This is a genomic window from Variovorax sp. PCZ-1, from assembly GCF_018413605.1.
Taxonomy (GTDB): domain Bacteria; phylum Pseudomonadota; class Gammaproteobacteria; order Burkholderiales; family Burkholderiaceae_C; genus JANMDU01.
This window is the reverse complement of record NZ_JAHCDN010000001.1, coordinates 321,772-345,994: the sequence shown is the minus strand read 5'-3', so window position 1 is coordinate 345,994 and position 24,223 is coordinate 321,772. Positions and strand designations below refer to the sequence as shown.

The following is a 24,223-nucleotide window of genomic DNA, read 5'->3' as shown; positions in this document are numbered from 1 at the left end:
TTCTTTCTGTAGTCGAATGCTTGAGCGATCTTAAAAATAGAACGCAAAAGACGCAAAAACTACGCAAAATTCGCGGAAGAATCCAAAAGACTTTTTTGCGTCTTTTGCGAAACTTTTGCGTCTTCTGCGTTCAATTCTTTCACTTGCACAAAACCTCAATTAAAAAGGCGGCATACCCGCCGCACTCGCCGCGTTTTCTATCGGCACAGCAAAGCCTATGCCAATAAACGTTCGCGCAGGTGTTGGGTTCATGATGGCTGTGACGATGCCGACTACTTCGCCATCCATCGTGACCAAAGGGCCACCGGAATTGCCGGGGTTGGCGGCTGCATCAAACTGGATCAAGTTTTTCATCGTCTGACCGCCTTCAGGTGAGCGGAAGCTGCGTTTGAGCCCTGAGACGATGCCAGCCGATGTAGAGGGCCCAATCCCGAAAGGGAAGCCCACAGCGATCACTTCATCACCCTCGCGCAAATCAGCTGTGGAGCGCATGGTCGCAGCGATCAGATCATCTGGGATCTTGCGGGCTTGCAACACAGCCAAATCATCTTCAGCTTGAACGCCTTTGATGTCGGCTTCGGCTTCCAAACCATCCATGAAGGTGATTTTGATGCGGTCTGCGCCCTGCACAACATGCCAATTGGTGAGGATGATGCCTTTGTCCACGATCACGACGCCTGTGCCTACGCCGAATTCCACTTCGTCGTCTTCGGCCTTCAAATCGGGGGCCAATCGGTCTTTGGGCTCGTCTTTGGCTGTTTTGTCGTCATTCATCCCCGGTTTTTTGGCTGTTTTGTCCTTGAGCGATGGTTTTGCTGCATTTTTGGCTTGCTTACTGGCCTTCATGTCTTCCAAACGACTTTTCTTCACAAAACTCACCACTCGAACGATGGAGGGACGAACGTTTTCATAAGCCTCAGCAGCTTTGGAGGGCAGGACGTTTTTCTGCAAGGTTTGTAAGACGGCAGCATCAATGTCTTTTTGCGTCAATACCCGTGGACTGCGCTGGGTGATTTGCCAGACCAGGGCTGCGCAAACCAAAGAAAGCAGCAAAACCGCCATCCACAAGCTGTGCGCCGTAAGCCAAACTCGGGTTTTTTGCAGGCGTGATGGCTTGGAAGATTGTGGTTCCGCCCGAGCGGCGCTCACCGGCTGAGACGGTTCAGCGGGCTTGGAGCTGTAGATGGAGCGACGGGGCATGTCAGAACCTCAGATCAGTTGTACGTTAGCACAGCTAGGAAAAATTTGCACCCAATAAGCCCCCGAATCCAAATCAATGCTGCATAGCAATATAATTTTGGGTTGTGCAATGGGTCGATCTACCCAATGCCGGCTTGAGTTACCACCGAGTTACCAAGCCAGAAGATAACCACAGAAAGACGAGCATGTCCGACGCAGTGTCCACAAAGAAGCAGCGGCCCGAGTTCCGCAACATCAACGCCTTCACCGATTTAACGACCTATCGCCTTCCGCCCGCTGGCTGGGTTTCCATCCTGCATCGCGTCAGCGGCGCTTTGATGTTTGTGCTTTTGCCTTTCATCATTTGGATGTTTGACACATCCCTCTCATCAGAATTCTCTTATGCCAAGTTCACCGCTGCTTTCAAAAGCGGCATGCTTGGGCTGCCCGGCTGGATGTGGAAGCTCGTGGCTCTGGCTTTGATTTGGGCTTACTTTCACCACTTCATTGCTGGTGTGCGCCACCTGATCATGGACGGTTGGCACAAGGTCGATAAAGAGTTTGGCAAGTCTTCTGCTCTGGTGACCTTGATTGGCGGCACTTTGCTCACCATCGCCGTGGGTCTCAAGCTGTTTGGCGTGTATTAATTTCAGGAACAATAAAAATGGCAGTGAATTACGGCTCCAAGCGCACCGTCGTCGGTGCATCTTATGGTTTCAAAGATTGGCTCTCCCAGCGCGCAACCGCTGTGCTGATGGCGCTCTTTACAGTTCTCGTGTTGATCCGCTTTTTGATGATCAAGGGCGGACTATCGTATGAAAGCTGGGCGGGCATCTTCGCACCGCAGTGGATGAAAGTGATCACCTTCTCTGTGATCATCGCCTTGTGCTGGCACGTCTGGGTCGGCGTACGTGACATTTACATGGATTACATCAAGCCTGTGAGCATTCGCCTGATTTTGCAAGTCGCCACCATCGTGTATTTGGTAGGCTGCGCGGGCTGGGCGATCCAGGTGTTGTGGCGCATTTGATCTACGGATACTATTATTTTAATAGCACTCCGCGCAGTATTTATGTCGGCTATCTTGCCAAATGATGCTTAAAAAAGCAGTAAAGAAGGACATTTAAACATGGCCAATGTGACGAAAAGAAAATTTGATGTGGTGATCGTTGGAGCAGGTGGCTCTGGCATGCGCGCATCGCTCCAGCTCTCCCGCGCCGGCCTGAATGTGGCCGTGCTCACCAAAGTCTTCCCCACACGTTCGCACACCGTGGCTGCCCAAGGCGGCATCGGCGCATCGCTAGGCAATATGAGCGAAGACAATTGGCACTATCACTTCTACGATACCGTGAAGGGCTCCGATTGGCTCGGCGACCAAGACGCGATTGAATTCATGTGCCGCGAAGCGCCAAAAGTGGTTTATGACCTCGAGCACATGGGCATGCCTTTTGACCGCAACCCAGATGGCACGATCTACCAGCGCCCCTTCGGCGGCCACACCGCGAATTACGGCGAAAAGCCCGTGCAACGCGCTTGCGCTGCTGCAGACCGCACCGGCCACGCCATGCTGCACACGCTCTATCAACAAAACGTGGCAGCGCGCACCAGCTTCTTCGTGGAGTGGATGGCGCAAGATTTGATCTTGGATGCCGATGGCGATTGCGTGGGCGTGACGGCGATTGAGATGGAGACGGGCGACGTTCACATCCTCGAAGCCAAGACCACTTTGATGGCCACTGGCGGCGCAGGCCGTATTTATGCAGCCTCCACCAACGCCTTCATCAACACCGGCGACGGCTTGGGCATGGCCGCACGCGCAGGCATCCCGCTGGAAGACATGGAATTCTGGCAATTCCACCCCACCGGCGTGGCTGGCGCGGGCGTGTTGCTCACCGAAGGCTGCCGTGGCGAAGGCGCGATTTTGCTCAACAGCAATGGCGAGCGCTTCATGGAGCGCTATGCGCCGACATTGAAAGATTTGGCTCCCCGCGATTTCGTCTCGCGCTGCATGGATCAAGAAATCAAAGAAGGCCGTGGCTGCGGCCCGAACAAAGATTACGTGATGCTCAAGCTCGATCACCTCGGCGCAGACACGATCCACAAGCGCCTGCCCTCGGTGTACGAAATCGGCGTGAACTTCGCCAACGTCGATATCACCAAAGAGCCGATCCCCGTTGTGCCCACCATCCATTACCAAATGGGCGGCATCCCCACCAACATCAACGGCCAAGTCGTGATTCAACGTAATGGCAACGACAACGATGTGCTCAATGGCCTCTACGCTGTGGGCGAATGCTCTTGCGTGAGCGTGCATGGCGCGAACCGCTTGGGCACGAACTCTCTGCTCGATCTGCTGGTGTTTGGCCGCGCAGCAGGCAATCACATCGTGGAATCTCTCAAGAATGCGCCTAAAGAGCACAAGAAATTGCCAGCGGATGCCGCCGACAAAACGCTGGCTCGCATCGCACGCCTCAACGACTCCACCACCGGCGAATACGCACAAACCGTGGCCAACGACATCCGCTCCGCCATGCAGCAACACGCCGGCGTGTTCCGCACGCAAGCGAGCATGGACGAAGGCGTGAAGAAGATTGCTGAGCTGCGCGAGCGCGTGAAGAACATCACCCTCAAAGACAAATCACAAACCTTCAACACCGCCCGTATCGAAGCACTGGAAGTGGAAAACCTGATCGAAGCCGCTCAGGCCACGATCGTCTCAGCAGCAGCACGCAAAGAGTGCCGTGGCGCCCACACCGTTAGCGATTACGAGAAACCGGTGGACGATCCAAAAACTCCGATGGGTCGCGACGATGCCAACTGGATGAAGCACACGCTGTGGTATTCCGAAGACCATCAAAAAGGTGGCCGCTTGGATTACAAAGCCGTCAAGCTCAAGCCCCTCACAGCAGAGTCTGTGCCACCAAAAGTTCGTACTTTCTAAATCGAAGCAGTATTGGAGAAACACATGGAAAAGCGCACCTTCAAAATCTACCGCTACGATCCTGAAAAGGATGCCAAGCCATACATGCAGACCATTCAGGTAGAACTCGATGGCTCTGAGCGCATGTTGCTCGATGCCTTGATGAAGCTCAAAGAGCAAGACCCCAGCATCTCCTTCCGCCGCTCTTGCCGCGAAGGCGTGTGCGGTTCGGATGCGATGAACATCAATGGCAAAAACGGCTTGGCTTGCTTGACCAATATGCGCACGCTCAAAGGCGATATCGTCCTGAAGCCCCTGCCCGGCCTGCCCGTGATCCGCGACATCATTGTGGACATGACGCAGTTCTTCAAGCAGTACAACTCGATCAAGCCCTACTTGATCAACGACACGATTCCGCCTGAGAAAGAGCGCCTGCAATCGCCTGAAGAGCGTGAAGAGTTGAACGGCTTGTATGAGTGCATCTTGTGTGCGAGCTGCTCCACAAGCTGCCCCAGCTTCTGGTGGAACCCCGACAAATTCGTCGGCCCCGCCGGCCTCTTGCAAGCCTACCGCTTCATCGCCGATAGCCGCGATCAAGCCACGAATGAGCGTCTAGATAACCTCGAAGACCCATATCGCTTGTTCCGCTGCCACACCATCATGAACTGCGTCGATGTCTGCCCCAAGGGTTTGAACCCCACTAAGGCCATCGGCAAGATCAAAGAACTCATGGTTAGACGCGCTGTTTGATGACTATGCAGTTGAACGCAAAAGACGCAGAAATCACGCAGAAGACACAAAAAGAACAGCCAAAGTTTGGTTTTACTTCTGCGCCTTTTGCGTAACTTTTGCGTCTTCTGCGTTCAAAAGAAACTCTCCACACCATCATGCAATTTGCCGCCAACACCGCTCAAAACATCGAAGCCGTCTACGGCCTCGATTCGAGCGCTGATTTGGATGCCCCTCTCTCCTCTGGTGCTCTCTCCAAACTCCGCTGGCGCAGCCGTCGGGGCATGCTTGAAAACGATCTCTTCATCGAGCGCTTTTTCAACAAATACGCAGAATTACTCACCGTCAGGCAGGCGAATGGGTTGAATGCTCTAATGGATCTCTCTGACAATCAGCTCTTGGATTTGCATCTTGGCCGCAAGCCTTTGCACGAAGTGCGCCCTGAGCTGGATACACCTGATATACGCGCCGTTTTAGAACTCTTGAAGGAAAAACAATGAAACTCGCCGACTACAAAGCCACCCTGTCATTCTCCAATGGCAGCCCTGCGGTGGACATGCCGATCTATCAAGGCAATATTGGCCCTGACGTCATCGACATTCGCAAACTCTACGCACAAACCGGCAAGTTCACCTATGACCCCGGCTTCCTGTCCACAGCGGCCTGCCAATCCACCATCACCTACATCGATGGCGACAAAGGCGAGTTGCTGTATCGCGGCTACCCCATCGAGCAATTGGCCACCAATTGCGACTTCTTAGAAACCTGCCATTTGCTGCTCTACGGCGATCTGCCTAACGCAGCGCAAAAAGTAGATTTCACCAGCCGCGTGACCAACCACACCATGGTCAACGAGCAGATGCAATTCTTCCTGCGTGGCTTCCGCCGCGATGCTCACCCCATGGCCATCATGACCGGCTTGGTAGGCGCTCTCTCCGCCTTCTATCACGACAGCACCGATGTTCACAACGCCGAGCACCGCGATATTTCCGCCATCCGTTTGATCGCCAAGATGCCCACCTTGGTCGCCATGGCCTACAAATACAGCGTCGGCCAGCCTTTCATCTATCCAAAGAATGATCTCTCCTACGCCGGCAACTTCATGCGCATGATGTTTGCTACGCCTTGCGAAGATTACAAGGTCAATGAAGTGATCGAGCGTGCGATGGATCGCATCTTCATCTTGCATGCTGATCACGAGCAAAATGCCTCTACCTCCACTGTGCGCCTGTGCGGCTCTTCTGGCACGAACCCGTTTGCAGCCATCGCAGCAGGTGTGGCCTGCCTCTGGGGCCCCGCTCACGGCGGCGCAAACGAAGCTTGCCTCGAGATGCTGGAAGACATCCAGCGCATGGGCGGCGTGTCCAAAGTCGGCGAGTTCATGGAGAAGGTCAAGGATAAGAACTCCGGCGTCAAGCTCATGGGCTTTGGCCACCGCGTTTATAAAAACTACGATCCTCGTGCCAAGCTCATGCAAGAGACCTGCAACGAAGTGCTCACCGCCCTCGGCCTGGAAAACGATCCCCTCTTCAAGCTCGCCAAAGAGCTCGAGAAGATTGCCTTGGAAGACGACTATTTCGTGCAGCGCAAGCTCTACCCCAACGTCGATTTCTACTCCGGCATCGTGCAACGCGCCATCGGCATCCCCGTGAAGCTCTTCACAGGTATCTTCGCCCTCGCGCGTACTGTCGGCTGGATCGCTCAGCTCAACGAAATGATCGGCGACCCAGAATACAAAATCGGCCGCCCACGCCAACTCTTCACAGGCTCTGTGAAACGCGATGTGATGCCGATTGCTAAGCGCTGATCTTTGCTCTGCTTCATAAGAAACCCGCCTTGAGCGGGTTTTTTGTTTTTCGAAGCCTTTTGAGCAGTTTGCCGGCGTATTTTCTGCGCGGAGTGCTATTGATTTTGCAGTAAAGGTGTGCGGAAGATTTCTGATGATTAAGACAGGCCTCGGTTGTAATTGTGCTGTTCCCCTGCGCGAATGTGCTCCGCCGACTGCGCCGTCTCCCCCTTTATTTCGCTGCGAGAAACAACCCAATCACAACCGAGGCCTGTTGGCTAATGTGAGAATCTTCGCTCGCCCACGATAACTATTCCCAGCAATTTTGGCGCAGCGAGATTGGAACTCAACACGCTAACCCTTTGCCTTCGATGTACGACTGTGATTGGGGTATCGACCGCAGCGAAATAAAGGGGGAGGCACGCGCGCAGCGCCAGCCGGAGGACATTCGCGGAGGGGGATACCCCAAGCGCAGGCGTACATCGAAGGCCACAGATCACCAAATCTTTGCCACAATGCAAAGCATGAAGATCACCCAACTAGAAACCATCCGCCTCGCGGAATTCCCCAACATCATCTGGGTGCGGCTGCACACTGATGAAGGCATCACGGGCCTCGGCGAAACATTTATGGGCGCGGCGGCTGTGGAGGCTTATCTGCACGAATGGGCGGCAGCCAAACTGCTGGGCAAAGACCCGCTGCAAATCGAAGCAAGAAACAATGACATCACTGGCTATCTCGGCTGGCGAGGCTCCGGTGTGGAGACACGTGGCAACAGCGCGATTGATATTGCGCTCTGGGATATTTTTGGCAAAGCGGCGAATATGCCCGTGCGCGTGGCGCTGGGCGGTGAATCTCGCCAAGCCATTCGCATTTACAACACCTGCGCGGGCTATCAATACGTGCGCAGCACGACGAACCAGAGCACATCGAACTGGGGCTTGGGCAACAAAGCGGGGCCTTATGAAGATTTGAATGGCTTTCTGCATCATGCCGATGAGCTGGCCTTAAGCCTGCAATCAGAAGGCATCACCGCTATGAAGATTTGGCCGTTTGATCCGGCCGCAGAAGCCAGCGATGGCCAATACATCAGTGATCGTGATCTGGACAAAGCGCTTGAGCCTTTCCGCAAAATTCGCTCAGCCGTGGGCAACTGCATGGACATCATGGTGGAGTTTCATAGCCTCTGGCGGCTGCCGATGGCGCAAAAGATTGCACGCGCTTTGAAAGAGTTCAACACCTTCTGGCATGAAGATGCGATTCGCATGGATTCACTCGATCTTCTGAAGCAATACGCGCCCCACACCGATGCACTCATCTGCGCCAGCGAAACGCTGGCCTATAAATTCGGCTTCAAAGATTATTTGCAAACTGGCGTGGCAGGTATCGTGATGCTGGATTTGAGCTGGTGTGGTGGATTGAGCGAAGCGCGCAAAATCGCCGCAATGGCCGATGCTTGGCAATTGCCCGTAGCGCCGCATGATTGCACTGGCCCCGTGGTGTGGGCAGCTTCTACTCAGCTTTCTTTGCACGCACCCAATGCACTGATTCAAGAAAGCGTTCGCGCGTTTTACAGCGGTTGGTACAAAGAACTGGTCACAGAATTGCCCATGGTCAACAAAGGCATGATTTCGCTCAACAACAAGCCTGGCCTTGGGCTAGAGCTGCTGCCCGATTTGCATCTGCGCAAGGATGCGACTGTGCGCGTTGCTAAACTTTAACGAGACAAGCATTTCATGACCTCCCCTTTCCCGCAAGACGCAGACCGTGCAGTGTTGATCGCTCGCGTTCATACGCCCAGCTTAGGCGCAGTACTCGCGCTAGCAACACCAGAGGCTTTGTACGATCTGAGCAGTATCGCGCCCACAAGTGCTGATTTACTGGCAATGAATGATCCAGCAGCCCAGATCGCGGCAAAGCGTTCGCAATTGCCCAAGCTAGCTGATATGCAAGCCGTGCTAGGCAACTCTCAACTCGCAGAGCCAGATCATTCCATTGCGCACTTGCTCGCCCCTTGCGATTTGCAGCCCATCAAAGCAGCTGGCGTAACTTTTGTTGCGAGCATGCTGGAGCGTGTGATTGAAGAGCAGGCGCGAGGCGATGCTTCCAAGGCTCTGGCCGTGCGTGAGAAAATATCCAAGGTGATTGGCGATAACCTTCGAGCCATCGTTCCCGGCTCAGACAAAGCCATGCAGGTCAAAGCGCTGCTGATGGAGATGGGCTTGTGGAGCCAGTACCTCGAAGTCGGCATTGGCAAAGATGCAGAGGTGTTCACCAAATCACAAGCCATGAGCGCGGTGGGCTATGGCGCTCAGATTGGCATTCATCCTGAGAGCCATTGGAACAATCCTGAGCCAGAGGTGGTGCTTGCTGTCTCGCCGCAAGGCATCGTGCAAGGCGTGGCGTTGGGCAATGATGTGAATCTGCGCGATGTGGAAGGTCGTAGCGCTTTGCTATTGGGCAAGGCCAAAGACAACAACGCATCTTGCGCGATTGGACCTTTCATTCGCTTGTTTGATGCGAATTTCACGATTGACGATGCGCGTCAAGCTGAGGTTCGGCTGGTGGTGACTGATGACAAAGGCTTCATGATGGAGGGATCAAGCTCCATGCAACAAATCAGCCGTGATCCTTTGAATCTGGTGGCGCAGACTCTGAATGCCAATCACCAATACCCTGATGGCTTCATGCTGTTTTGCGGTACGATGTTTGCACCCACACAAGATCGCTTCGCCAAAGGACAAGGCTTCACGCATGCAGTGGGAGATTGCGTCACCGTGAGTAGCCCACGCCTAGGTGAATTGACCAATTGGGTGAACACTTGCGATCAAATCACCCCCTGGACTTATGGCTCACGCGCACTGATGCGTGATTTGGCAAGGCGTGGCTTGTTATGAATTTGTGAAATCGTCTTGCCTGCTTAGAGACGAAAAATAAGCTGATTTTCTCAATTTCTCTTAGCATTTAGAATATTGGTTGTTTTTGAGAAACAGCCATGAACAACACCACAACACCGCTCCAGGAAGATGGCCTGCCGCAACGCAAAGTTGATCAGTTGCTTGCGCATTACGGCAGCAGTCACACGCACCCTACGAATGAGGTCATCCATTTCCTAGCGATTCCACTCATTATGCTGAGCCTCTATGGCCTCATGTTTGCGTTACACCCTTGGGTGGCCTATATCTTCGTCGCAGCAAGTATGGTTTATTACGCTCGATTGTCTGCCGTCTTCTTTATCAGCATGGTGATTTGGTCTTTGGTCATCGTTGCACTCGTACAAGCCATGGGTTCACATGTGTTGATTGCCTCATTAGCAATCTTTATCGGCTCTTGGGTGCTTCAATTCATAGGCCACAAGATCGAAGGCAAGAAGCCCAGCTTCTTTGAAGACATCCAATACCTGTGGGTTGGCCCGATATTTGTGCTCTCCAAGCTATTCCTCAAGCTTGGCATCAAATGGTGATCACTCTGGTTTGATGCCCGCGGCAATCACGATACCGCCGTATTTGCCACCATCAGTAGACATCAGTGTTTTCAATGCGGCAGATGCGCCGCCAACGGGTGTTGCACCATCCGCATAGACTGTGGTGCGTACGTCTTGTAATTTCAGGACTTCGTTAAACGCCTGGTTGATCACTTCAGCATGCGTCTTTGCCAAGTTCGATGCGATGAACACGCCTTGCCAATTGTCCAAATCCAAGTTGTATGGCGCACCCCCCATCAAAGGTGTAGTGGCTAAATCTGGTAGCGGGCGCTTACCAGCAACCGCCACCGCGCGAAGCTGCTGATTCTTGATAAATGGCAACACGGCTACCGCGGCCATCAGCGCAAAATCAATCTCGCCAGCAATCAGTGCATTGACCGCTGGGCCAGCACCGCGGTAGGCCACATGGCTGGCGGGCATTTTGAGTTGTTTGCTCATCAAAAAGCCGCCTAGGTGGCTGGTGGTGCCTACACCAGGCGAGGCGTAATTGAGACCACCAGATTTGGCGGCAGCAGCTTTCGGTAAATCTTCAATCGCCTTGATCGGCGAGTTGGCCCGGACCACCAGCACCAGCGGCGAAGAAGACACCTGAATCACGGGTGTCAGGTCTTTGGTTAGGTTATAGCCGGGTTTGCTGAACAGGAAAGGGCTCACGACGATCGAGGCTGTGGTGAAAAGCAATTGGTGCGGATCGTTGGCTTTGGCCACTTGCGCTGCACCAATATTGCCGCCTGCGCCTGGGCGGTTTTCCACCACAAAGGATTTTCCCGTTTTCTCAGACAAACGCTGCCCCATCAGGCGCGCCAAGCGATCCGTGCCGCCGCCAGCGGCAAAGGGTACGATGAGCTTGACGTTTTCTTTCGGCCATACCGAGCTTTGCGCCATCGCGGGCAAAGCTAGGCTGGCGCTCCAAGCTGCGCTGGCTTGCAAAGCAGTGCGGCGGGTGATGATGATCATTCGAGTCTCCTGAAAAAAATTAAACAGCTGTCTTATAGGGAACTGCAGCCTTTAGAGCTTTTGGCGATACACGCCCGCGCTCCATGCCAAATAAATCGGGATCATGCTGCGCGCCCAGGTGCTCAATGGATTGCGCGAGCGTGCGAACTGCAGCGGCAGCCACACCCGCCTCGCAAAGCTTGGCCTCCCAAGCCAGCGCAGCATCGGCCAGCAGACACTGCTCGACCAAAGCTTGCAACTCGTTTGCGTGCTGGCGGCGCATTTTGCTTGTGGCAAAGCGCTCATCACTCAACCATTGGGTTTGCCCGAGCACCAAGCATAGTTTTGCAAATTGATGCGGCTCATTCACGGCCAAAGCTAGAGAGCCTTGACCCGTTTCAAACACCCGAGAGAGGGGCTCGCCACTGTTGGCCGCATTCCCTTTGTAATGTGGCTCCTTGCCGGTGGCAGCAAGATCAAACCGCTGCGCCGTCATCAACTGATGCGCCACACTGAGCATGCTGATATGCACATGTTGTCCTTGGCCGCTCTTGGTGCGCTCAAACAAAGCAGCAAGTATGGCTGAGAGTGCTGCCATGCCGCATGCGTAATCAATGATCGGCGCACCGACTCGCGCGCCAACCTCGCCTTGACCATTCAGTGGCATCAAGCCACTGGCTGCTTGAATGGTGTTGTCATAAGCTGGCCAATCGGCGCAGCTATCGCTTTCTGCGGCATAGCCTGACAAGGTGCAGACGACCAGCTGAGGAAACAGATCACGCAAAGTCTCCACAGCCAAGCCCATGCGCGGCAACACATGCGCGCGCAGATTGCATACAAACACATCGGCTTGAGCAAGTAGCGCAATCAGCTCTTGCTGGCCGCTTTCGGTATTCCAATCCAGATTCACCACCGAGCGCCCACGCGCATGCGCTGCGTAATGGGTAGAGCAACCCACAGATGCTGCCCGCGTATCGCTGCCGCCACGCCAGCGCATCGGATCGCCGCTGGGTGCTTCCACCTTGGTGACATGCGCGCCCAATTGCGCCAATTGCATGGCGCAATAAGGGCCAGCGATCACTTGCGTGAGATCAACCACGCGCAGATCTTGTAGGCAAAGGGGATTCATGAATTAACTTTAGAGCTTATTTAAATACAAGTAAATTTGATTTTTATTGCATATCTTCAATTTTTACTTGAAGATAAGGTATGCCCGCTAATATCACTCCCGACATACTTTTCAAAGCCAATACCCATCGTTTGAGCCAACTGCGTATTCGCCAGCTGCGGCTACTGGTGTGGCTGAGTGATGGATTGACGCTCAGCGCTGCAGCTGCGCAACTTCATATCACGGCAGCGGCAGCTTCCCTGATGCTGCAAGAACTCGAGTCGAGTGTTGGCGCGGTCTTGTTCACGCGCGACAGGCGTGGCGCTCAGCCGACCGAGGCTGGCTTGAAGTTGGCGCAACGCAGCGCCGTCGTACTGCGAGAGTTTGAACAGTTTGAAATGAGCGTGCATACACTGAGCACCGAGCCCTTGACCATGAAGCTTGGCGTCATTCCACAAGCCATGATCGAGCGCGTCCCTGCCATCGCTTCACGCTTGGCGCGACAGTATCCGGGAAGCTTGCATGTGAGTGAAGGCACATCGCAAGCCTTGGTGGAAGCTGTGAAGTCAGGCACGCTGACCGCTGCCATCACACGCATGGGGCAAGTGCCTGACGCTCGCAATCAATGGGATGGTCTGCATATTGACTTGCTCGGCACAGAGCAAGCCGCCATGGCCGTGCCGACTTCGCACGCACTGGCACGCAAGCGACGCATCACGGCTCAAGAGCTTGCCCAGCTGTCGTGGGTGTTGCCAGAGCCTGGCTCCTACATCCGCAATCTGCTCGAGCAGCATTTCCAATTTCACAGGCTGGGCACACCGCATATGGCTTTGCAAGCCGGCACGACCGTACAAGCATTGTGGTGTGCCTCGCGAATGGGTTTGGCGGCGGCTGGGCCACTCTCCCTGATCAAGCGCTTTGCTTCAGATTGGGGCCTGAAGGCCTTGCCACTTGCGCTGGGTGAGCCGATGCAACTGGGCTTGTTCTATCGCCCCTCGCAGCTTGCCTTGCCACAATTTATGGCGCTACGCGAGGCCATCCTAGCGGCTTAGGAAGCAGCAGAGGTGAGCAAACCAAATGCCAGCACACACAAAGCCAGCATGGCCAACACAGCGACCAAATGCGTGAGCGCTTGGGAAGAGACGCGTTTAAAAATCAAACGCCCCAGAGGCATGGCCAGCAGCGAGCCTCCTGTCATCCACAGTGCCATCGCCAAATTCAAGCTGCCAGCAGCGCCGTAAAACAGCGCCGTGACAGACGACAAAATCAGCCCAATAATGAGCGACGTGCCGATGATGCGCTGCGTGCTTTCGCTACCTTCAGCCATGAGCGCTGGTACAACGAGCACACCGCCGCCTGTTCCTGTTGCGCCCACGAGCGCGCCTGTGACCAGAGCTGTGGTGCGGATCCGCAAACGCATCAGCGCTTGCTTGACTTGCGGCGTGTAAATTGAGGCCACAGCCAGACTGCCCACAGCCAGCACCAGCAGCTTCAAAAACAACTCCACCTGCGGCTTGCCCTGAGGCCACACATTGGGCAACGCGAGGCTGATCAGGGCCGCAAGCCACAGGCAGGCCACCACACTGGCTGGTAAAAAAGCTTTCAGCAAACGCCGCGAGACATTGCGCTGCTGAATATGCGATAGCCCCGCTGCAATTTTGCAAGCCACAGAAAACAAACTTGCTGTGCCGACCGCTGTGGCTACTGGCGTGCCAAACACAGTGACCATGACCGGCACGACGATCACACCCGCGCCTACGCCTGAGAGGTAAATCAGCAAACCGGCGGATGCGCCGAACAGAAGCCAGTAAATTTCTTGTGGTGAAGGCATGAGCGAAGGAGTTTAACCTTGGCGATCGAAGAGCTTGCGCGTTGCAACAAACAAGGCGGACTGAGGATCACCCAACTCATGCACGACATCAAAATGATTGCGCCCTGCGATCTCCAGCGTCTCGCATGCTTGCCCATTCGCGCGCAGATGCGAAGCAAGCGCCTTGCTTTGCTGCTTGAATGCCGCCGTCTCGATCTGCCCCCATGCAATCACGCCGGGCACAAGCGATGCACTCTTGGTAAGCGCTGATAACTCGGCAGCTTCTTTCATGCTCATGCCTAGAGCATCGTTGATCGATGTGCCCACCAGAGGCCGCAAATCAAAGATGCCTGAAATAGGCACCATTCCCAACAAATTCAATGACGCATCAGCAGCGCAAGCTGCCGTCAAATAGCCACCTGCCGAGCTGCCTGCTACCACGATGCGATTGGGATCATGCCCAAGCTGGGCAGCTTCATCCCGCAGATAAGCCAAGGCGGCGCAGCACTGCACCATGATCTCCCCCACCCGCGCCTGTGGCGCAAGTGTGTAGCCCACCACAGCATGTGCAAACCCGGCGGCATGCCAAGCAGGTGCGAGAAAAGCCGATTCGTTTTTAGACAACTCCTGCCAGTAGCCGCCGTGAATAAACACCAACAGTCCCGGTGCTTCGCCGTTTGTATTTTTAGGCGATGGAAAGTAATCGATCAAAGCGCGTTCAGCTGCACCATATCGCAAATCTTTGATGCATTTGATTTGGTTGTGAGCCTGCTTGCTTTGATCGATGTAGGCTTGAATAAATGGTTGGTAATTTCCGCCAATCGCCGAGCTTGGCGAGTATTCTTTCTCCCGCTCAGGAAGCGGCTGCAAAAGAGGCGAAGTGCTTGGATGTTCTGAAGTGAAGATATCGGTCTGCAGCATATTGCGATACTCTACCGCATGGTCTACAAAATCCCCCGCTCAGTGCTCGTCGTGATCTACACACCGCCGGGCGAAGTGCTGCTGATTGAGCGCGCCAACGAGCATGGCCTGGGCTCCGGTGTTTGGCAATCCGTCACCGGCAGCTTGGATCATAACAACGAGTCATTCACAGCATGCGCCGTGCGCGAAGTGATGGAAGAGACTGGCTTGGATACTCACGCGCCAGATCATCTACTCACGGACTGGCATTTAGAAAACACCTACGACATCTGGCCACACTATCTGCACCGCTACGAGCCTGGCATCACACGAAATACAGAGCGTGTGTTTGGTTTGCGCATCCCCAAGCCCGTCATCGTGAAGCTTGCGCCGCAAGAGCACGTGCGTCAAATCTGGCTGCCATGGCAGGAAGCGGCATTGCGAGTGAGCTCCGCATCGAATGAGCTTGCGATACGCCGTGTTGCTCTGCAGGCACCGTGATTTTTATGCTTTTTGAGCATATCGCCGGCTACGAACCTGCGCGGGGTGCTCATGAATTGATAGCATCAAGCCAACAGCGCGAGCACCCGATCCAGCCCGCCCGAGTTGATCGCCACCATGGCTTGCTCACGTACTTTCGGCTTCGCATGAAAGGCCACAGACAGGCCACCGGCCTCAGAGCAAGCATGCATCATCGGCAAATCATTCGCGCCATCACCCACGGCCATAGCCTGCTTCGGTGTGATGCCTAAATCAGCGCAAGTCGAAAGCAGCATCTTGCGCTTTTCTGCGCCATCGCAAATATCACCCCAAGCCTGATCGACCATGCGTCCGGTGAGCTTGCCGCCTTGCACTTCCAAAACATTCGAGCGCGCGAAATCCATGTTTAGTTTGTCCCGAATCCGATCCGTGAAAAACGTGAACCCGCCTGAGACGAGCAATAACTTGCAGCCTGCCGCCTTCAAAGCCGCCGTCAGCTCAGTTGTCCCCGGATTGAGTTGCAAACGATTCGTAAACACCTCTTCCATCGCACTCACAGGCACACCCGCGAGCAGCGCTACGCGGCGGCGCAACGAATCTTTGTAATCCGTGATCTCGCCGCGCATCGCAGCTTCTGTGATCGCCGCCACCTCTTCTTTGCGGCCTGCTGCATCGGCAATTTCATCCACACATTCGATGTTGATCAGGGTGGAATCCATATCAAACGCAGCGAGCTTGAAATCGGAGAGCTTCAAAGGCGGTACAAAGCCTTGGATCACCAAGCCGGGAGAGAATTCTGTAGAAGTCATGAATCAATCACTATAAATTTAGTAGCATCTTGCGCATATTCCATGCCGGGAACAGCCCATTTTTCCTTAAATACCTTGCCCCAAAGGCGGCGAGGCGCGCATCCAATCTTTGAGCGCGCCAAGATCGTCATAGTCCACCACTGCGCCTACGCTGCCATCGTCATTGACGATTTTGAATTGATCATTGTCTTTCGTCAAAAACAATACCTTCCCGTAAAAGCGAGAGACATGTTTGGATTTTCTACTGGCGTCTTTGGTGTCATGCTTGGGATCGACCAAACGCATCATTGGCGGCTCGCCCATCACGTGCTCCATGCAGACCACGAAATCGGGATAAAACATTTTTTCGCTGTCGGCTCGTATCAAACCCACACTGAAAGGTTTTCCATCCGGATTGCGATGCCACCAATGCACGAAGGGCGCGCGTTCCAATGCTTTGGCAAACTTGGTTTCTCCGTCATTCAGCTCATAAGTCGCATCCATCGCCGCCACGCTGAAAACATCGGGCGCCAGGATAAACACGCCACTTTCATAGCGAGCGCGCGCAGCAGCTTGCAGCGCCTCGCGTGCGGCTGTCACATGCCCCTTGAATGGAAACATGATGCCGTAGCTGTTTTTCTTCGCGGGTATCAGCTGCACGCTTGCCGGCAGCAAGAGCGCATCGGGCAAAGCTTGCGCCTCTTCTTCTCGTGCTTTTGTTGCCCATTGCGCATGAAGAAGCTCTTCAAATTCACGAAACCGCTTGTGAATCACCCAGCAGGCCGCCTGTCGCGCTTTGCTGCGAAGCCAGCCCGGCGCTGGCCGTGCGGCATCTTCTTGCATCATCCAAGCCTGCTCCACAGCGCCATGAAGCCGCTGCGCCATCGCCGCAATCGTGTCTTGCGCGCCTTGCTCTTCTAGGCCAATGCCTTGCAGCTTGTCCAAGGTGATATCCAGCAGCGAATCCGCATCCGTCATCACCTGCACATCTTCCTCATGCTGCTCTCCGGTAAACAGCTCGGTGTAAATCTCCCGCTCAGTCATGCGGTTAAGCGCAGCTTTAATCGCATTGGATTGCAAGGATGGCTCAAGCGGCAGAAGCTGCACAGCCGCCTGCACATCCAGCGCCATCGCCTCAAACACCGGCTTGACCTCGGTGATAAAGCGCGCAGGAATATTCAAAGCGGCATTGCGCTTGATCGTGCGAATACCCGCCTCTTCAAACGCTTCCATCAACTCTTGTGCGTTACTCGGCGCTTTAAGCTGCTTGGGCGCGATAGGTTTGCGCACAGCTACCGCAATGTCCGCTATGTCCATCAGCTCATCAGCCGCTTCTTGCTCGCCCAGCGCATCATCAAACAAACCGCCCGTTGTACCCAATGGCAATGCGTTCAATTCACCTGAAGGCTTGGCCTGCGCCGCCTCAGGTTGCAGCACTGCGCCATTCGCCGCCATCATCGGCAGCAAGCTCAGGTCATAGGTCAAAGGCGTCTGGTCTGTCACGCGATTGGTCAGCGCCACGCCGCCATAAGCCGTGCGCCGCAGATGCAAGGCCTCGGTTTGGCCTTCGAGCTCGCTTTTCACAGCTTTGATCGCATTAGCCGCCTCAGCAAAGCCAGCCTGCGCCTCTGCATTGGCCAGAAACACATAAGCCGTATCCAACTCAGCAGGCACAGCCGCCGCATCTGGAAACACCCGCTGCAACTCAGGCGCCACGCGCATCACGCGGCCAATAAACTGCGCCGCAAAATCCGGATCATTCACCGGCTTGGTAGAAGCTAACACAAAAGCGCGCGGCGCATCAAAGCCCGTGCCAGCCGATTGCTTAAAAATCAGAGCTTGCTTGCTCGAATCATTCGCAATCGCCGCCATCATCACCGGATCTGGCTCATCCGCGCTGTGCATGCCGATCGCATGCGCGGGCACACCCAGCTCGCGCATGAGGAAATCTTGCGCCTCGCCAATCGCTTCATCGCCATTGCCCACTTGCACGAGCAGCAAAGGCACAGTGGCCAAACCCCGCGCTTGCAGCTCTTGCGCAATGCGCTGATTGCGCCGCCAAGCCCGCCGCAGCACCGTGAGCTTCAAATCCGTGACGCTTTGCATCGAATCGCGCAGGTCATACACCACCGTCTCGATCCACGCTTTGTTCAGCCGCTCGCGCACCACATCGGCGCGGCTCACGCTAAAAGTTTCGTAATGGCTGTAGCCCGAAGCCGTGATGAATTGCGAGAGCTTGTCGTCCTTGGGCGTAGCCGTGGCCATCAGCAAATGATCTGGCGAGAGCCATTGCACAAACTGGCCAAATTCGGTGGTGGATTTGAGCGCGATATGCGCCTCATCCACCACACAGCCAATTTGCAGACCTTGGGCTTTTGCCCGGCCTATGTAGCTCGCCAAGCTGCGGCGCTCATCGTCTTCCGTGCTCGTGTAGCCTGCCTTGCGATCCTTGGCGCTCGCCACACCTTGCACAGTAGAAATCAACACAAGAGAAGCCGCTGGCTGCTCGTTCAACGCGCTGGTCAACTGCACGGCGATCAAACCTGCCCCCTCGCTGTCAATCGAATCCACCGTTTGCGCCACGAGATTTACATACGGCACAAACCACAGCCACAGCGTAGGCCGTGCGCTGCTGATCTGCTGCAAAGCACGCGTGAGCATAAAGGTCTTGCCTGAGCCCGTGGGGCTGCGCAGCAGGCAGGGCGGCTTGGCGGCAGACTGCAGCTTGGCCACCAAGCCGCCAATGATCTTGCTTTGAAATTCTTTGGCAATGCGCGTCTCGCCCTGCGGTGCGTTGATCATGCTACATCTCCCGCAGCACTGTCAGGCTGAGTTTTTGCATCATTTTCAGAGTTAAATAGGCCACTCGCCGGCATAGAATCTGCGCGAGGCGCTATTGAATTTATAGTATCGCCTGGTGCGGCGCTGCTTCTGCGCCGTGGTGCAATCTGCCCCTGCGTGAGCGCTTTGGCAAGAGACAAGCTCTCCACCGTGCGCCGCGTGCCATCCCAAGCGCGCTCCAAATGCTCGCGCACAGCCACCGGGCGGCTGGAGTAAACGCGCAAATGCCCAAAGCGCGGATTGTTGGATAGCGGCAAAGCCGCCAGCGCCTCTAGCGCCGCCGTCGAGAGCCGATGCACCAGCACCGTCATGCTGCCCTGCTCGGCGCTTTGAATGATGATCTTCACGCCACGATCCGCCTTGGGCACAGGCCGCGCCACCTTGCCCAGCCGCATCGTGAGCAACTGAAAAGCATGCCCACAATCGCTCTCAAACGGTGCATCTCCCGGCGCAATTTTGTCGAGCTGCAAATAGGCAAAACGATTGTGCGAGAGCTTGGCGTCTGATGCGATCACGCGGCGAATCCGCTCTGCACAGACATCGCGGCAAAGATTCTTCTCCGGCTCTTTGGCTGTGGCTTCCGTGCTGCTGCAGAGAATAAAGCTGCGCGGCGATTTATCGGCTTCCAGCGCATTCAAATTGAGCACAGCATGCCCCGTCGTGCCACTGCCCGCGAAGAAATCCAACACGATATCGCCGGGTCGGGAGGCTTGCGAGATCAGGTTTTGGATCAAGCTGCGCGGCTTGGCATAGTTAAAAGCGCGGTCTCCAAAAATTTCTGCAAGTTCGCGCGCGCCTTCTTGATTCGTTGCAGAGACAAAGCTGCCTTCCGATTCGTAATCACCATCTTCGAAAGTAGGAATCACCCAACTGCTCAGCGGCTGCGTGGCATTGCGTAAATCAGCTTTATAGCGCTTGAATTGTGGGCGGCCAAAGCCAATCGGCTTGCCGACCCATTGCTCTAAATCTGGCAAATCTCTGCGAAGAATCGGCGCTTTCCCTGATTTTGGAACATCGCCTTTATCAATTGCTTCAAGCAATTGATCCAAGCTATTCCAAGTTTCAACCCGCTGATCCTTGGGAAAAAGAATTTGGCCCAAGCGAATAAATTCATCCATGCTTTTGGCTTGCAAGGTTTGCCCAGCTTTCAAGCGCTGCTCGCTGGCATATACCCAGATGCGCTCAGGATTCGGTGGATAGTAGATCCCCGTGTTTTGATCAATGAGCGGATAGTAGAGATTAGGGCGATCTTTAAATGAAAAGCCCAAAGTCAAATCACTCGTACGCCAATCACCTCTTGGATCGTTGTCTGGATTGCTATACATCTCATAGCTTTTCTCAAAGCCATTGAATTTAAAGCCCGGATTGCCATACACCAGCACATGCTCATGATCTAAAGACAGAAAGCATTGCTGGTCTGCATTAGAGCCCTGCCGTGTACGCCAAGTGATAGTGCCCAAGCGTTTCCCCGGAAACACCTCATCCATCAGCAGCTCTAGCCGCGAGCGGTTTTCATCGTTGATGCTGACCATGATCACGCCGTCTTGCGTGAGCAAATCTTTGGCGAGCAGCAGGCGGCGATAGAGAAATTCAAGCCATTGGCTATGCCGCCAGCGGTCATTCGCGCCCACGTAATGGTCGTTATAGACCCAATCTTTGTTGCCGGTGTTGTAAGGCGGATCAATGTAGATCACGCGGATTTTGCCGGCATGCGTGCTCTTCAGAAGCCGCAGGCTGTCAAAGTTATCGCCCTCGATGATGAGATTGGCTGCGCCTTGCGCCAAAGCCTCGCCTTCCAGCCCCTGCGACCATTCACTCACGAGGCGCGGCAACACCACCTGCGCATTGAGCGCCTGATCGCGCTCAATCGCATTGCTCTCCCAATACAGCCCCAGCTTTTGCCGCGTGAGCTGCTCCACCAACAAACGCTTGAGCTGCTGTGCATTCAGGCCATCAAGGCTTTGGAGGAGTTGGGCGGAGGAGGCCATTAACTATAAATTTGATAGCACTCTGCGCATATTCTATGCCGGCGAGTAGCTGATTTGGCTAATAATTTTGAGGAAAAAAGGACGCGCTGCACTTAGGGCAAGTATCAAGCATACCAATCTTCCACCTGCAAACCCGGCACGCGGCTGAATTCGTTGGTGTTGTGCGTCACCACGGTGAGCTTGTTGGCCAAGGCGATACCGGCTATCAATTGATACACCGTACCAATCGGTTTGCCCACGGATTCCAGCGTATGCCGCAGCAAGCCAGCAGCTTTGGCAGCGGCGTGATCGAGCGGCAGCGTCTCATACACTTTCACAACATCATTGATTTGCTGTCGCTGCAAATCCGGGCGGCTTGATTTGGCTGTGCCGTATTCCAACTCAAACAAAGAGGGTGCAGCCAGCTTGATCAAATGCGCCGGCGTGCTGCGCAAGCGTTGCGCGACTTGCCCGCGCTGAGTGAAAAAATAGATGAGCGTATTGGTATCGAGCAAATACATGGTATTCGCTCACATCACTTCGCGCGGCAAATCGGGCACTTCCTTCGCACGAATCGCATCAAGTGATGGAAAATCTTCGAAAGCATGTGCATTGGCTTCGATACGCTCGAAGAATCCCAGCGGATAACCGTTCGCATCTTGCGCAGGAGCCTGCTCTTTCACGAGCTTGGCCATCCAGCTGCTGAGCGACATCTTGGCTCGCGCCGCCGATGCCTTTGCAGCGGCTAGCGTGTCTTCTTCCAGATAAATCGTGACTTGGGACATGATGAACTCCTTGCTTGCCTATGCAATTAGGCCAATAATTATAAGTGCGATGCACTTATATTGCAAACTCCCCCTCTGTGTTTGGCTCTGCCGCAAGAAGGGCGGCTCACAAGAACACAGGTTTCAGTGAGCGTTGTACGGTATATAATGCTAGGTTTCGCCGACATTCATCCTCAGACACAAGGAAATCATCATGGCATCAGCCAAACCCAAGAAAAAGAACCCCCGCCTGGCCTCTGGCCGCAAGCGCGTTCGTCAAGATCTCGTTATCAATGCCGCCAACACCAGCCTGCGCTCCAAATACCGCACCGCGGTGAAGAACGTGGAAAAAGCCGCTGCTGCTGGCGACAAGACCAAAGCAGCAGAAGCTTTTGCTAAAGCTCAGTCCGTGCTCGACACCGTGGCTGACAAAGGCATCTTCCACAAGAACAAAGCCGCCCGCGACAAGAGCCGCTTGGCTGCACGCGTCAAAGCTTTGGCTCTGGCCAAGTAATCATCAATTCACAGCCCTTGCAAGCCTGAACAACAAATTCAAAGCTTGCAAGCCGTTTGAAACGGGTGCGCTGTCAGCGAAAATGAATGAACCACCTCCGGGTGGTTTTTTCATGGGAATTTGAAGTGTTTTAGGCCGATTGCCGGCATAGAATCTGCGCAAACAGCTATTAAATTAATAGCGATTCAAATGAGCAAACAAGCTTCCACCACTTGCAAATCATTGTCTTTCGCAAAGTTCATCACGAAATCCCAAGCCATCACGTTGTCCTCGCGCAGATCGGTGTGTACCACCACGCATTTCACTTCGCCCTGATCTGTTTTCATCGTCGTGGGTAAGCACCATTCTGAATAGCTCAAATGCGAGCCGGGCACTGCACCGCCGGGGCGAAACTGGCTCATCACGCCCGCCAAGCGCTCCGCCCAGTCGCTGGGACGAAACTGTTTGCCATCCTTGGTGATGCCTTGGATGAAAAATTGCTTGGAAGTGGGTGGAGCCATATGAAGGGTTTATCGCCTTTTTAGGGCATTTCAACACACCAGAATGACGTATGCTGCGATGCAGCAAGAATTCTATCTTATATAAGACTTCGGGCTGAATGAGGGGGATTGTGTAGCGCATTGCTGCAATGCAAAAACAGCGAGAACGCTGTCATGCGAAGCCCCTAAAATCGTCTTCAAGGGCTCACTCAGAGCCATTTTGCTTTTTTGGAGATCCATCAATGACTGCCACCGCCGCGCCTTCTCAGCCACATGTCATGAACACCTATGGTCGCGTGCCGATTGAGCTATCGCACGGGCAGGGCTCGCGTGTGTGGGATGTGAATGGCAAAAGCTATTTGGATGCGCTGGGCGGCATCGCGGTAAACACCCTGGGGCATAACCACCCGAAGCTGGTGCCGGCCTTGCAGGATCAGCTCACCAAGATCATTCATTCGAGCAACTATTATTTTTGCCCTAACGCCGAAAAGCTGGCGGCATTGTTGGTGGAGCGCAGTGGGCTTAGCAATGTATTTTTCTGCTCTACCGGCTTAGAAGCCAATGAGGCAGCTTTGAAACTTGCACGGAAATTTGGCGTGAGCAAAGGTATCGAGAAGCCTGAGATCGTGGTGTACGAAAAGGCCTTTCATGGTCGCAGCATTGCGACCATGTCGGCCACTGGCAACCCCAAAGTGCGCGATGGCTTTGGCCCTTTGCTCGATGGCTTTATTCGCGTGGCGGTGAACGATATTGAATCGCTCAAAAAAGCGACGGAGGGCAATAAAAATGTGTGCGCCGTGTTCTTCGAAGCGATTCAGGGCGAAGGCGGCGTGAATCCGTTTCACATGGATTACCTGAAGCAAGTACGAGAGCTGTGTGACCAGCGCGATTGGCTGCTGATGATTGACGAGGTGCAATGCGGCATGGGGCGCACTGGCAAATGGTTTGCCCACCAGTGGGCAGGCATCAAACCGGATGTGATGCCACTGGCCAAGGGCTTGGGCTCAGGCGTACCAATTGGCGCAGTGGTGGCAGGCCCTAAGGCGGCGAATATTTTTTCGCCAGGCAACCACGGCACGACCTTTGGCGGCAATCCACTGGCCATGCGCGCAGGTGTGGAGACGATTCGCATCATGGAAGAAGATGGCTTGCTGGACAACGCAGCAAAAGTGGGCGCGCATCTGCAAAACGCTTTGAAGCGCGAGCTCGCTGGCTTGACTGGCGTGAAAGAAATTCGCGGCAGCGGCTTGATGATCGGCGTGGAGCTCAGCACGCCTTGCGGTGCCTTGGTGAATCAATGTGCAGAGAAAGGCTTGCTCTTGAGCGTCACAGCAGACACAGTGATCCGCATGGTGCCACCTTTGATTTTGACTGCTGCTGAAGCGGATGAGATCGTTTCGATTCTTGTGCCACTGATTCGGGATATATTGCAGGGAGCTTGAGTTAGCAATACTCAAAGAATAGAACGCAAAATTCGCAGAAATTACGCAAAAGACGCAGAAGAGTCTTCGTTTTTCCTTTTGCGAATTCTGCGTACT

At 54.5% G+C, this 24,223-nt stretch carries 24 protein-coding genes; 13 read left to right on the top strand and 11 right to left on the bottom strand.

Going from position 1 to position 24,223, the window contains the following annotated elements:
• Positions 1-159: 159 nt before the first annotated feature.
• Entirely contained in the window at positions 160-1,200 is a 1,041-nt protein-coding gene (locus KIH26_RS01765; RefSeq protein WP_213441848.1) for a S1C family serine protease, read from the bottom strand.
• 185 nt (positions 1,201-1,385) lie between these two features.
• On the opposite strand from KIH26_RS01765, the gene sdhC reads away from it, so the two are divergent.
• The 9 genes from sdhC (at position 1,386) to KIH26_RS01720 (ending at position 10,077) form a co-directional block, all read left to right on the top strand.
• A complete protein-coding gene (gene sdhC / locus KIH26_RS01760) occupies positions 1,386-1,826 on the top strand; it encodes a succinate dehydrogenase, cytochrome b556 subunit (protein WP_213441846.1) in 441 nt (146 codons plus the stop codon).
• A gap of 17 nt (positions 1,827-1,843) precedes the next feature.
• Positions 1,844-2,209, top strand: a complete 366-nt coding sequence (sdhD, locus tag KIH26_RS01755) for a succinate dehydrogenase, hydrophobic membrane anchor protein (protein WP_213441844.1) — start codon at positions 1,844-1,846, stop codon at positions 2,207-2,209.
• A 99-nt stretch (positions 2,210-2,308) separates the two neighbouring features.
• Positions 2,309-4,120 carry a succinate dehydrogenase flavoprotein subunit gene (gene sdhA, locus KIH26_RS01750; protein ID WP_213441842.1) on the top strand — a complete coding sequence of 604 codons (1,812 nt, stop codon included), beginning with the start codon at positions 2,309-2,311 and terminating at the stop codon, positions 4,118-4,120.
• Between the two features lie 24 nt (positions 4,121-4,144).
• Entirely contained in the window at positions 4,145-4,849 is a 705-nt protein-coding gene (locus KIH26_RS01745) for a succinate dehydrogenase iron-sulfur subunit (protein WP_213441840.1), read from the top strand.
• Positions 4,850-4,986: 137 nt separating this feature from the next.
• The gene (locus KIH26_RS01740) at positions 4,987-5,328 is read left to right on the top strand and encodes an FAD assembly factor SdhE (RefSeq protein WP_213441838.1); all 342 of its coding nucleotides are present in this window, start codon (positions 4,987-4,989) and stop codon (positions 5,326-5,328) included.
• Positions 5,325-6,635 carry a citrate synthase gene (locus tag KIH26_RS01735; protein ID WP_213441836.1) on the top strand — a complete coding sequence of 437 codons (1,311 nt, stop codon included), beginning with the start codon at positions 5,325-5,327 and terminating at the stop codon, positions 6,633-6,635. The genes KIH26_RS01740 and KIH26_RS01735 overlap by 4 nt, the downstream gene beginning before the upstream one ends.
• 503 nt (positions 6,636-7,138) lie before the next feature.
• Positions 7,139-8,335, top strand: coding sequence for a mandelate racemase/muconate lactonizing enzyme family protein (locus tag KIH26_RS01730; RefSeq protein ID WP_213441834.1), 1,197 nt, complete (start codon positions 7,139-7,141; stop codon positions 8,333-8,335).
• Positions 8,336-8,350: 15 nt separating this feature from the next.
• Positions 8,351-9,511: a fumarylacetoacetate hydrolase family protein gene (locus KIH26_RS01725; protein ID WP_213441832.1), complete on the top strand. Its 1,161-nt coding sequence runs from the start codon at positions 8,351-8,353 to the stop codon at positions 9,509-9,511.
• A 98-nt stretch (positions 9,512-9,609) separates the two neighbouring features.
• Positions 9,610-10,077 (top strand): Mpo1 family 2-hydroxy fatty acid dioxygenase, encoded by a 468-nt coding sequence (locus KIH26_RS01720; RefSeq protein WP_213441830.1) that lies wholly within the window; start codon positions 9,610-9,612, stop codon positions 10,075-10,077.
• On the opposite strand, the gene KIH26_RS01715 is transcribed toward KIH26_RS01720, so the two are convergent.
• Complete coding sequence (locus KIH26_RS01715) at positions 10,078-11,055, bottom strand: Bug family tripartite tricarboxylate transporter substrate binding protein (protein WP_213441828.1); 978 nt, start codon at positions 11,053-11,055, stop codon at positions 10,078-10,080. It abuts the gene before it with no gap.
• A 19-nt stretch (positions 11,056-11,074) separates the two neighbouring features.
• Positions 11,075-12,163 carry a CaiB/BaiF CoA transferase family protein gene (locus tag KIH26_RS01710; protein ID WP_213441826.1) on the bottom strand — a complete coding sequence of 363 codons (1,089 nt, stop codon included), beginning with the start codon at positions 12,161-12,163 and terminating at the stop codon, positions 11,075-11,077.
• Between the two features lie 80 nt (positions 12,164-12,243).
• Between KIH26_RS01710 and KIH26_RS01705 the strand changes: the two genes are divergently transcribed.
• Positions 12,244-13,194 carry a LysR family transcriptional regulator gene (locus KIH26_RS01705; RefSeq protein ID WP_213441824.1) on the top strand — a complete coding sequence of 317 codons (951 nt, stop codon included), beginning with the start codon at positions 12,244-12,246 and terminating at the stop codon, positions 13,192-13,194.
• On the opposite strand, the gene KIH26_RS01700 is transcribed toward KIH26_RS01705, so the two are convergent.
• Together KIH26_RS01700 and KIH26_RS01695 are read right to left on the bottom strand one after the other, a co-directional pair.
• Complete coding sequence (locus KIH26_RS01700; protein ID WP_213441822.1) at positions 13,191-13,973, bottom strand: sulfite exporter TauE/SafE family protein; 783 nt, start codon at positions 13,971-13,973, stop codon at positions 13,191-13,193. The genes KIH26_RS01705 and KIH26_RS01700 overlap by 4 nt on opposite strands.
• A gap of 12 nt (positions 13,974-13,985) precedes the next feature.
• Positions 13,986-14,873 (bottom strand): alpha/beta hydrolase, encoded by an 888-nt coding sequence (locus KIH26_RS01695; RefSeq protein ID WP_213441820.1) that lies wholly within the window; start codon positions 14,871-14,873, stop codon positions 13,986-13,988.
• Between the two features lie 18 nt (positions 14,874-14,891).
• Here KIH26_RS01695 and nudB point away from each other — a divergent pair, with 18 nt between their 5' ends.
• A complete protein-coding gene (gene nudB, locus KIH26_RS01690; protein WP_213441818.1) occupies positions 14,892-15,353 on the top strand; it encodes a dihydroneopterin triphosphate diphosphatase in 462 nt (153 codons plus the stop codon).
• Positions 15,354-15,418: 65 nt separating this feature from the next.
• On the opposite strand, the gene serB is transcribed toward nudB, so the two are convergent.
• The 5 genes from serB to KIH26_RS01665 form a co-directional block, all read right to left on the bottom strand.
• Positions 15,419-16,141, bottom strand: a complete 723-nt coding sequence (gene serB, locus KIH26_RS01685; protein ID WP_213441815.1) for a phosphoserine phosphatase SerB — start codon at positions 16,139-16,141, stop codon at positions 15,419-15,421.
• A gap of 66 nt (positions 16,142-16,207) precedes the next feature.
• Complete coding sequence (locus KIH26_RS01680) at positions 16,208-18,922, bottom strand: DEAD/DEAH box helicase (protein WP_213441813.1); 2,715 nt, start codon at positions 18,920-18,922, stop codon at positions 16,208-16,210.
• On the bottom strand, positions 18,919-20,949 hold the full coding sequence (locus KIH26_RS01675) for a site-specific DNA-methyltransferase (RefSeq protein WP_213441811.1): 2,031 nt from the start codon (positions 20,947-20,949) through the stop codon (positions 18,919-18,921). Before KIH26_RS01675 ends, KIH26_RS01680 begins: the two co-directional genes overlap by 4 nt.
• 104 nt (positions 20,950-21,053) lie before the next feature.
• The gene (locus KIH26_RS01670) at positions 21,054-21,449 is read right to left on the bottom strand and encodes a type II toxin-antitoxin system VapC family toxin (protein ID WP_213441809.1); all 396 of its coding nucleotides are present in this window, start codon (positions 21,447-21,449) and stop codon (positions 21,054-21,056) included.
• A 9-nt stretch (positions 21,450-21,458) separates the two neighbouring features.
• Positions 21,459-21,713: a hypothetical protein gene (locus tag KIH26_RS01665; protein WP_213441807.1), complete on the bottom strand. Its 255-nt coding sequence runs from the start codon at positions 21,711-21,713 to the stop codon at positions 21,459-21,461.
• Positions 21,714-21,906: 193 nt separating this feature from the next.
• Here KIH26_RS01665 and rpsT point away from each other — a divergent pair, with 193 nt between their 5' ends.
• The gene (rpsT, locus tag KIH26_RS01660; protein ID WP_213441805.1) at positions 21,907-22,206 is read left to right on the top strand and encodes a 30S ribosomal protein S20; all 300 of its coding nucleotides are present in this window, start codon (positions 21,907-21,909) and stop codon (positions 22,204-22,206) included.
• A gap of 185 nt (positions 22,207-22,391) precedes the next feature.
• Here rpsT and KIH26_RS01655 read toward each other — a convergent pair whose 3' ends face one another.
• Positions 22,392-22,706: a DUF3579 domain-containing protein gene (locus KIH26_RS01655; protein WP_213441803.1), complete on the bottom strand. Its 315-nt coding sequence runs from the start codon at positions 22,704-22,706 to the stop codon at positions 22,392-22,394.
• A 221-nt stretch (positions 22,707-22,927) separates the two neighbouring features.
• Here KIH26_RS01655 and KIH26_RS01650 point away from each other — a divergent pair, with 221 nt between their 5' ends.
• Positions 22,928-24,127 carry an aspartate aminotransferase family protein gene (locus KIH26_RS01650; protein ID WP_213441801.1) on the top strand — a complete coding sequence of 400 codons (1,200 nt, stop codon included), beginning with the start codon at positions 22,928-22,930 and terminating at the stop codon, positions 24,125-24,127.
• The last annotated feature ends 96 nt before the right edge of the window (positions 24,128-24,223 follow it).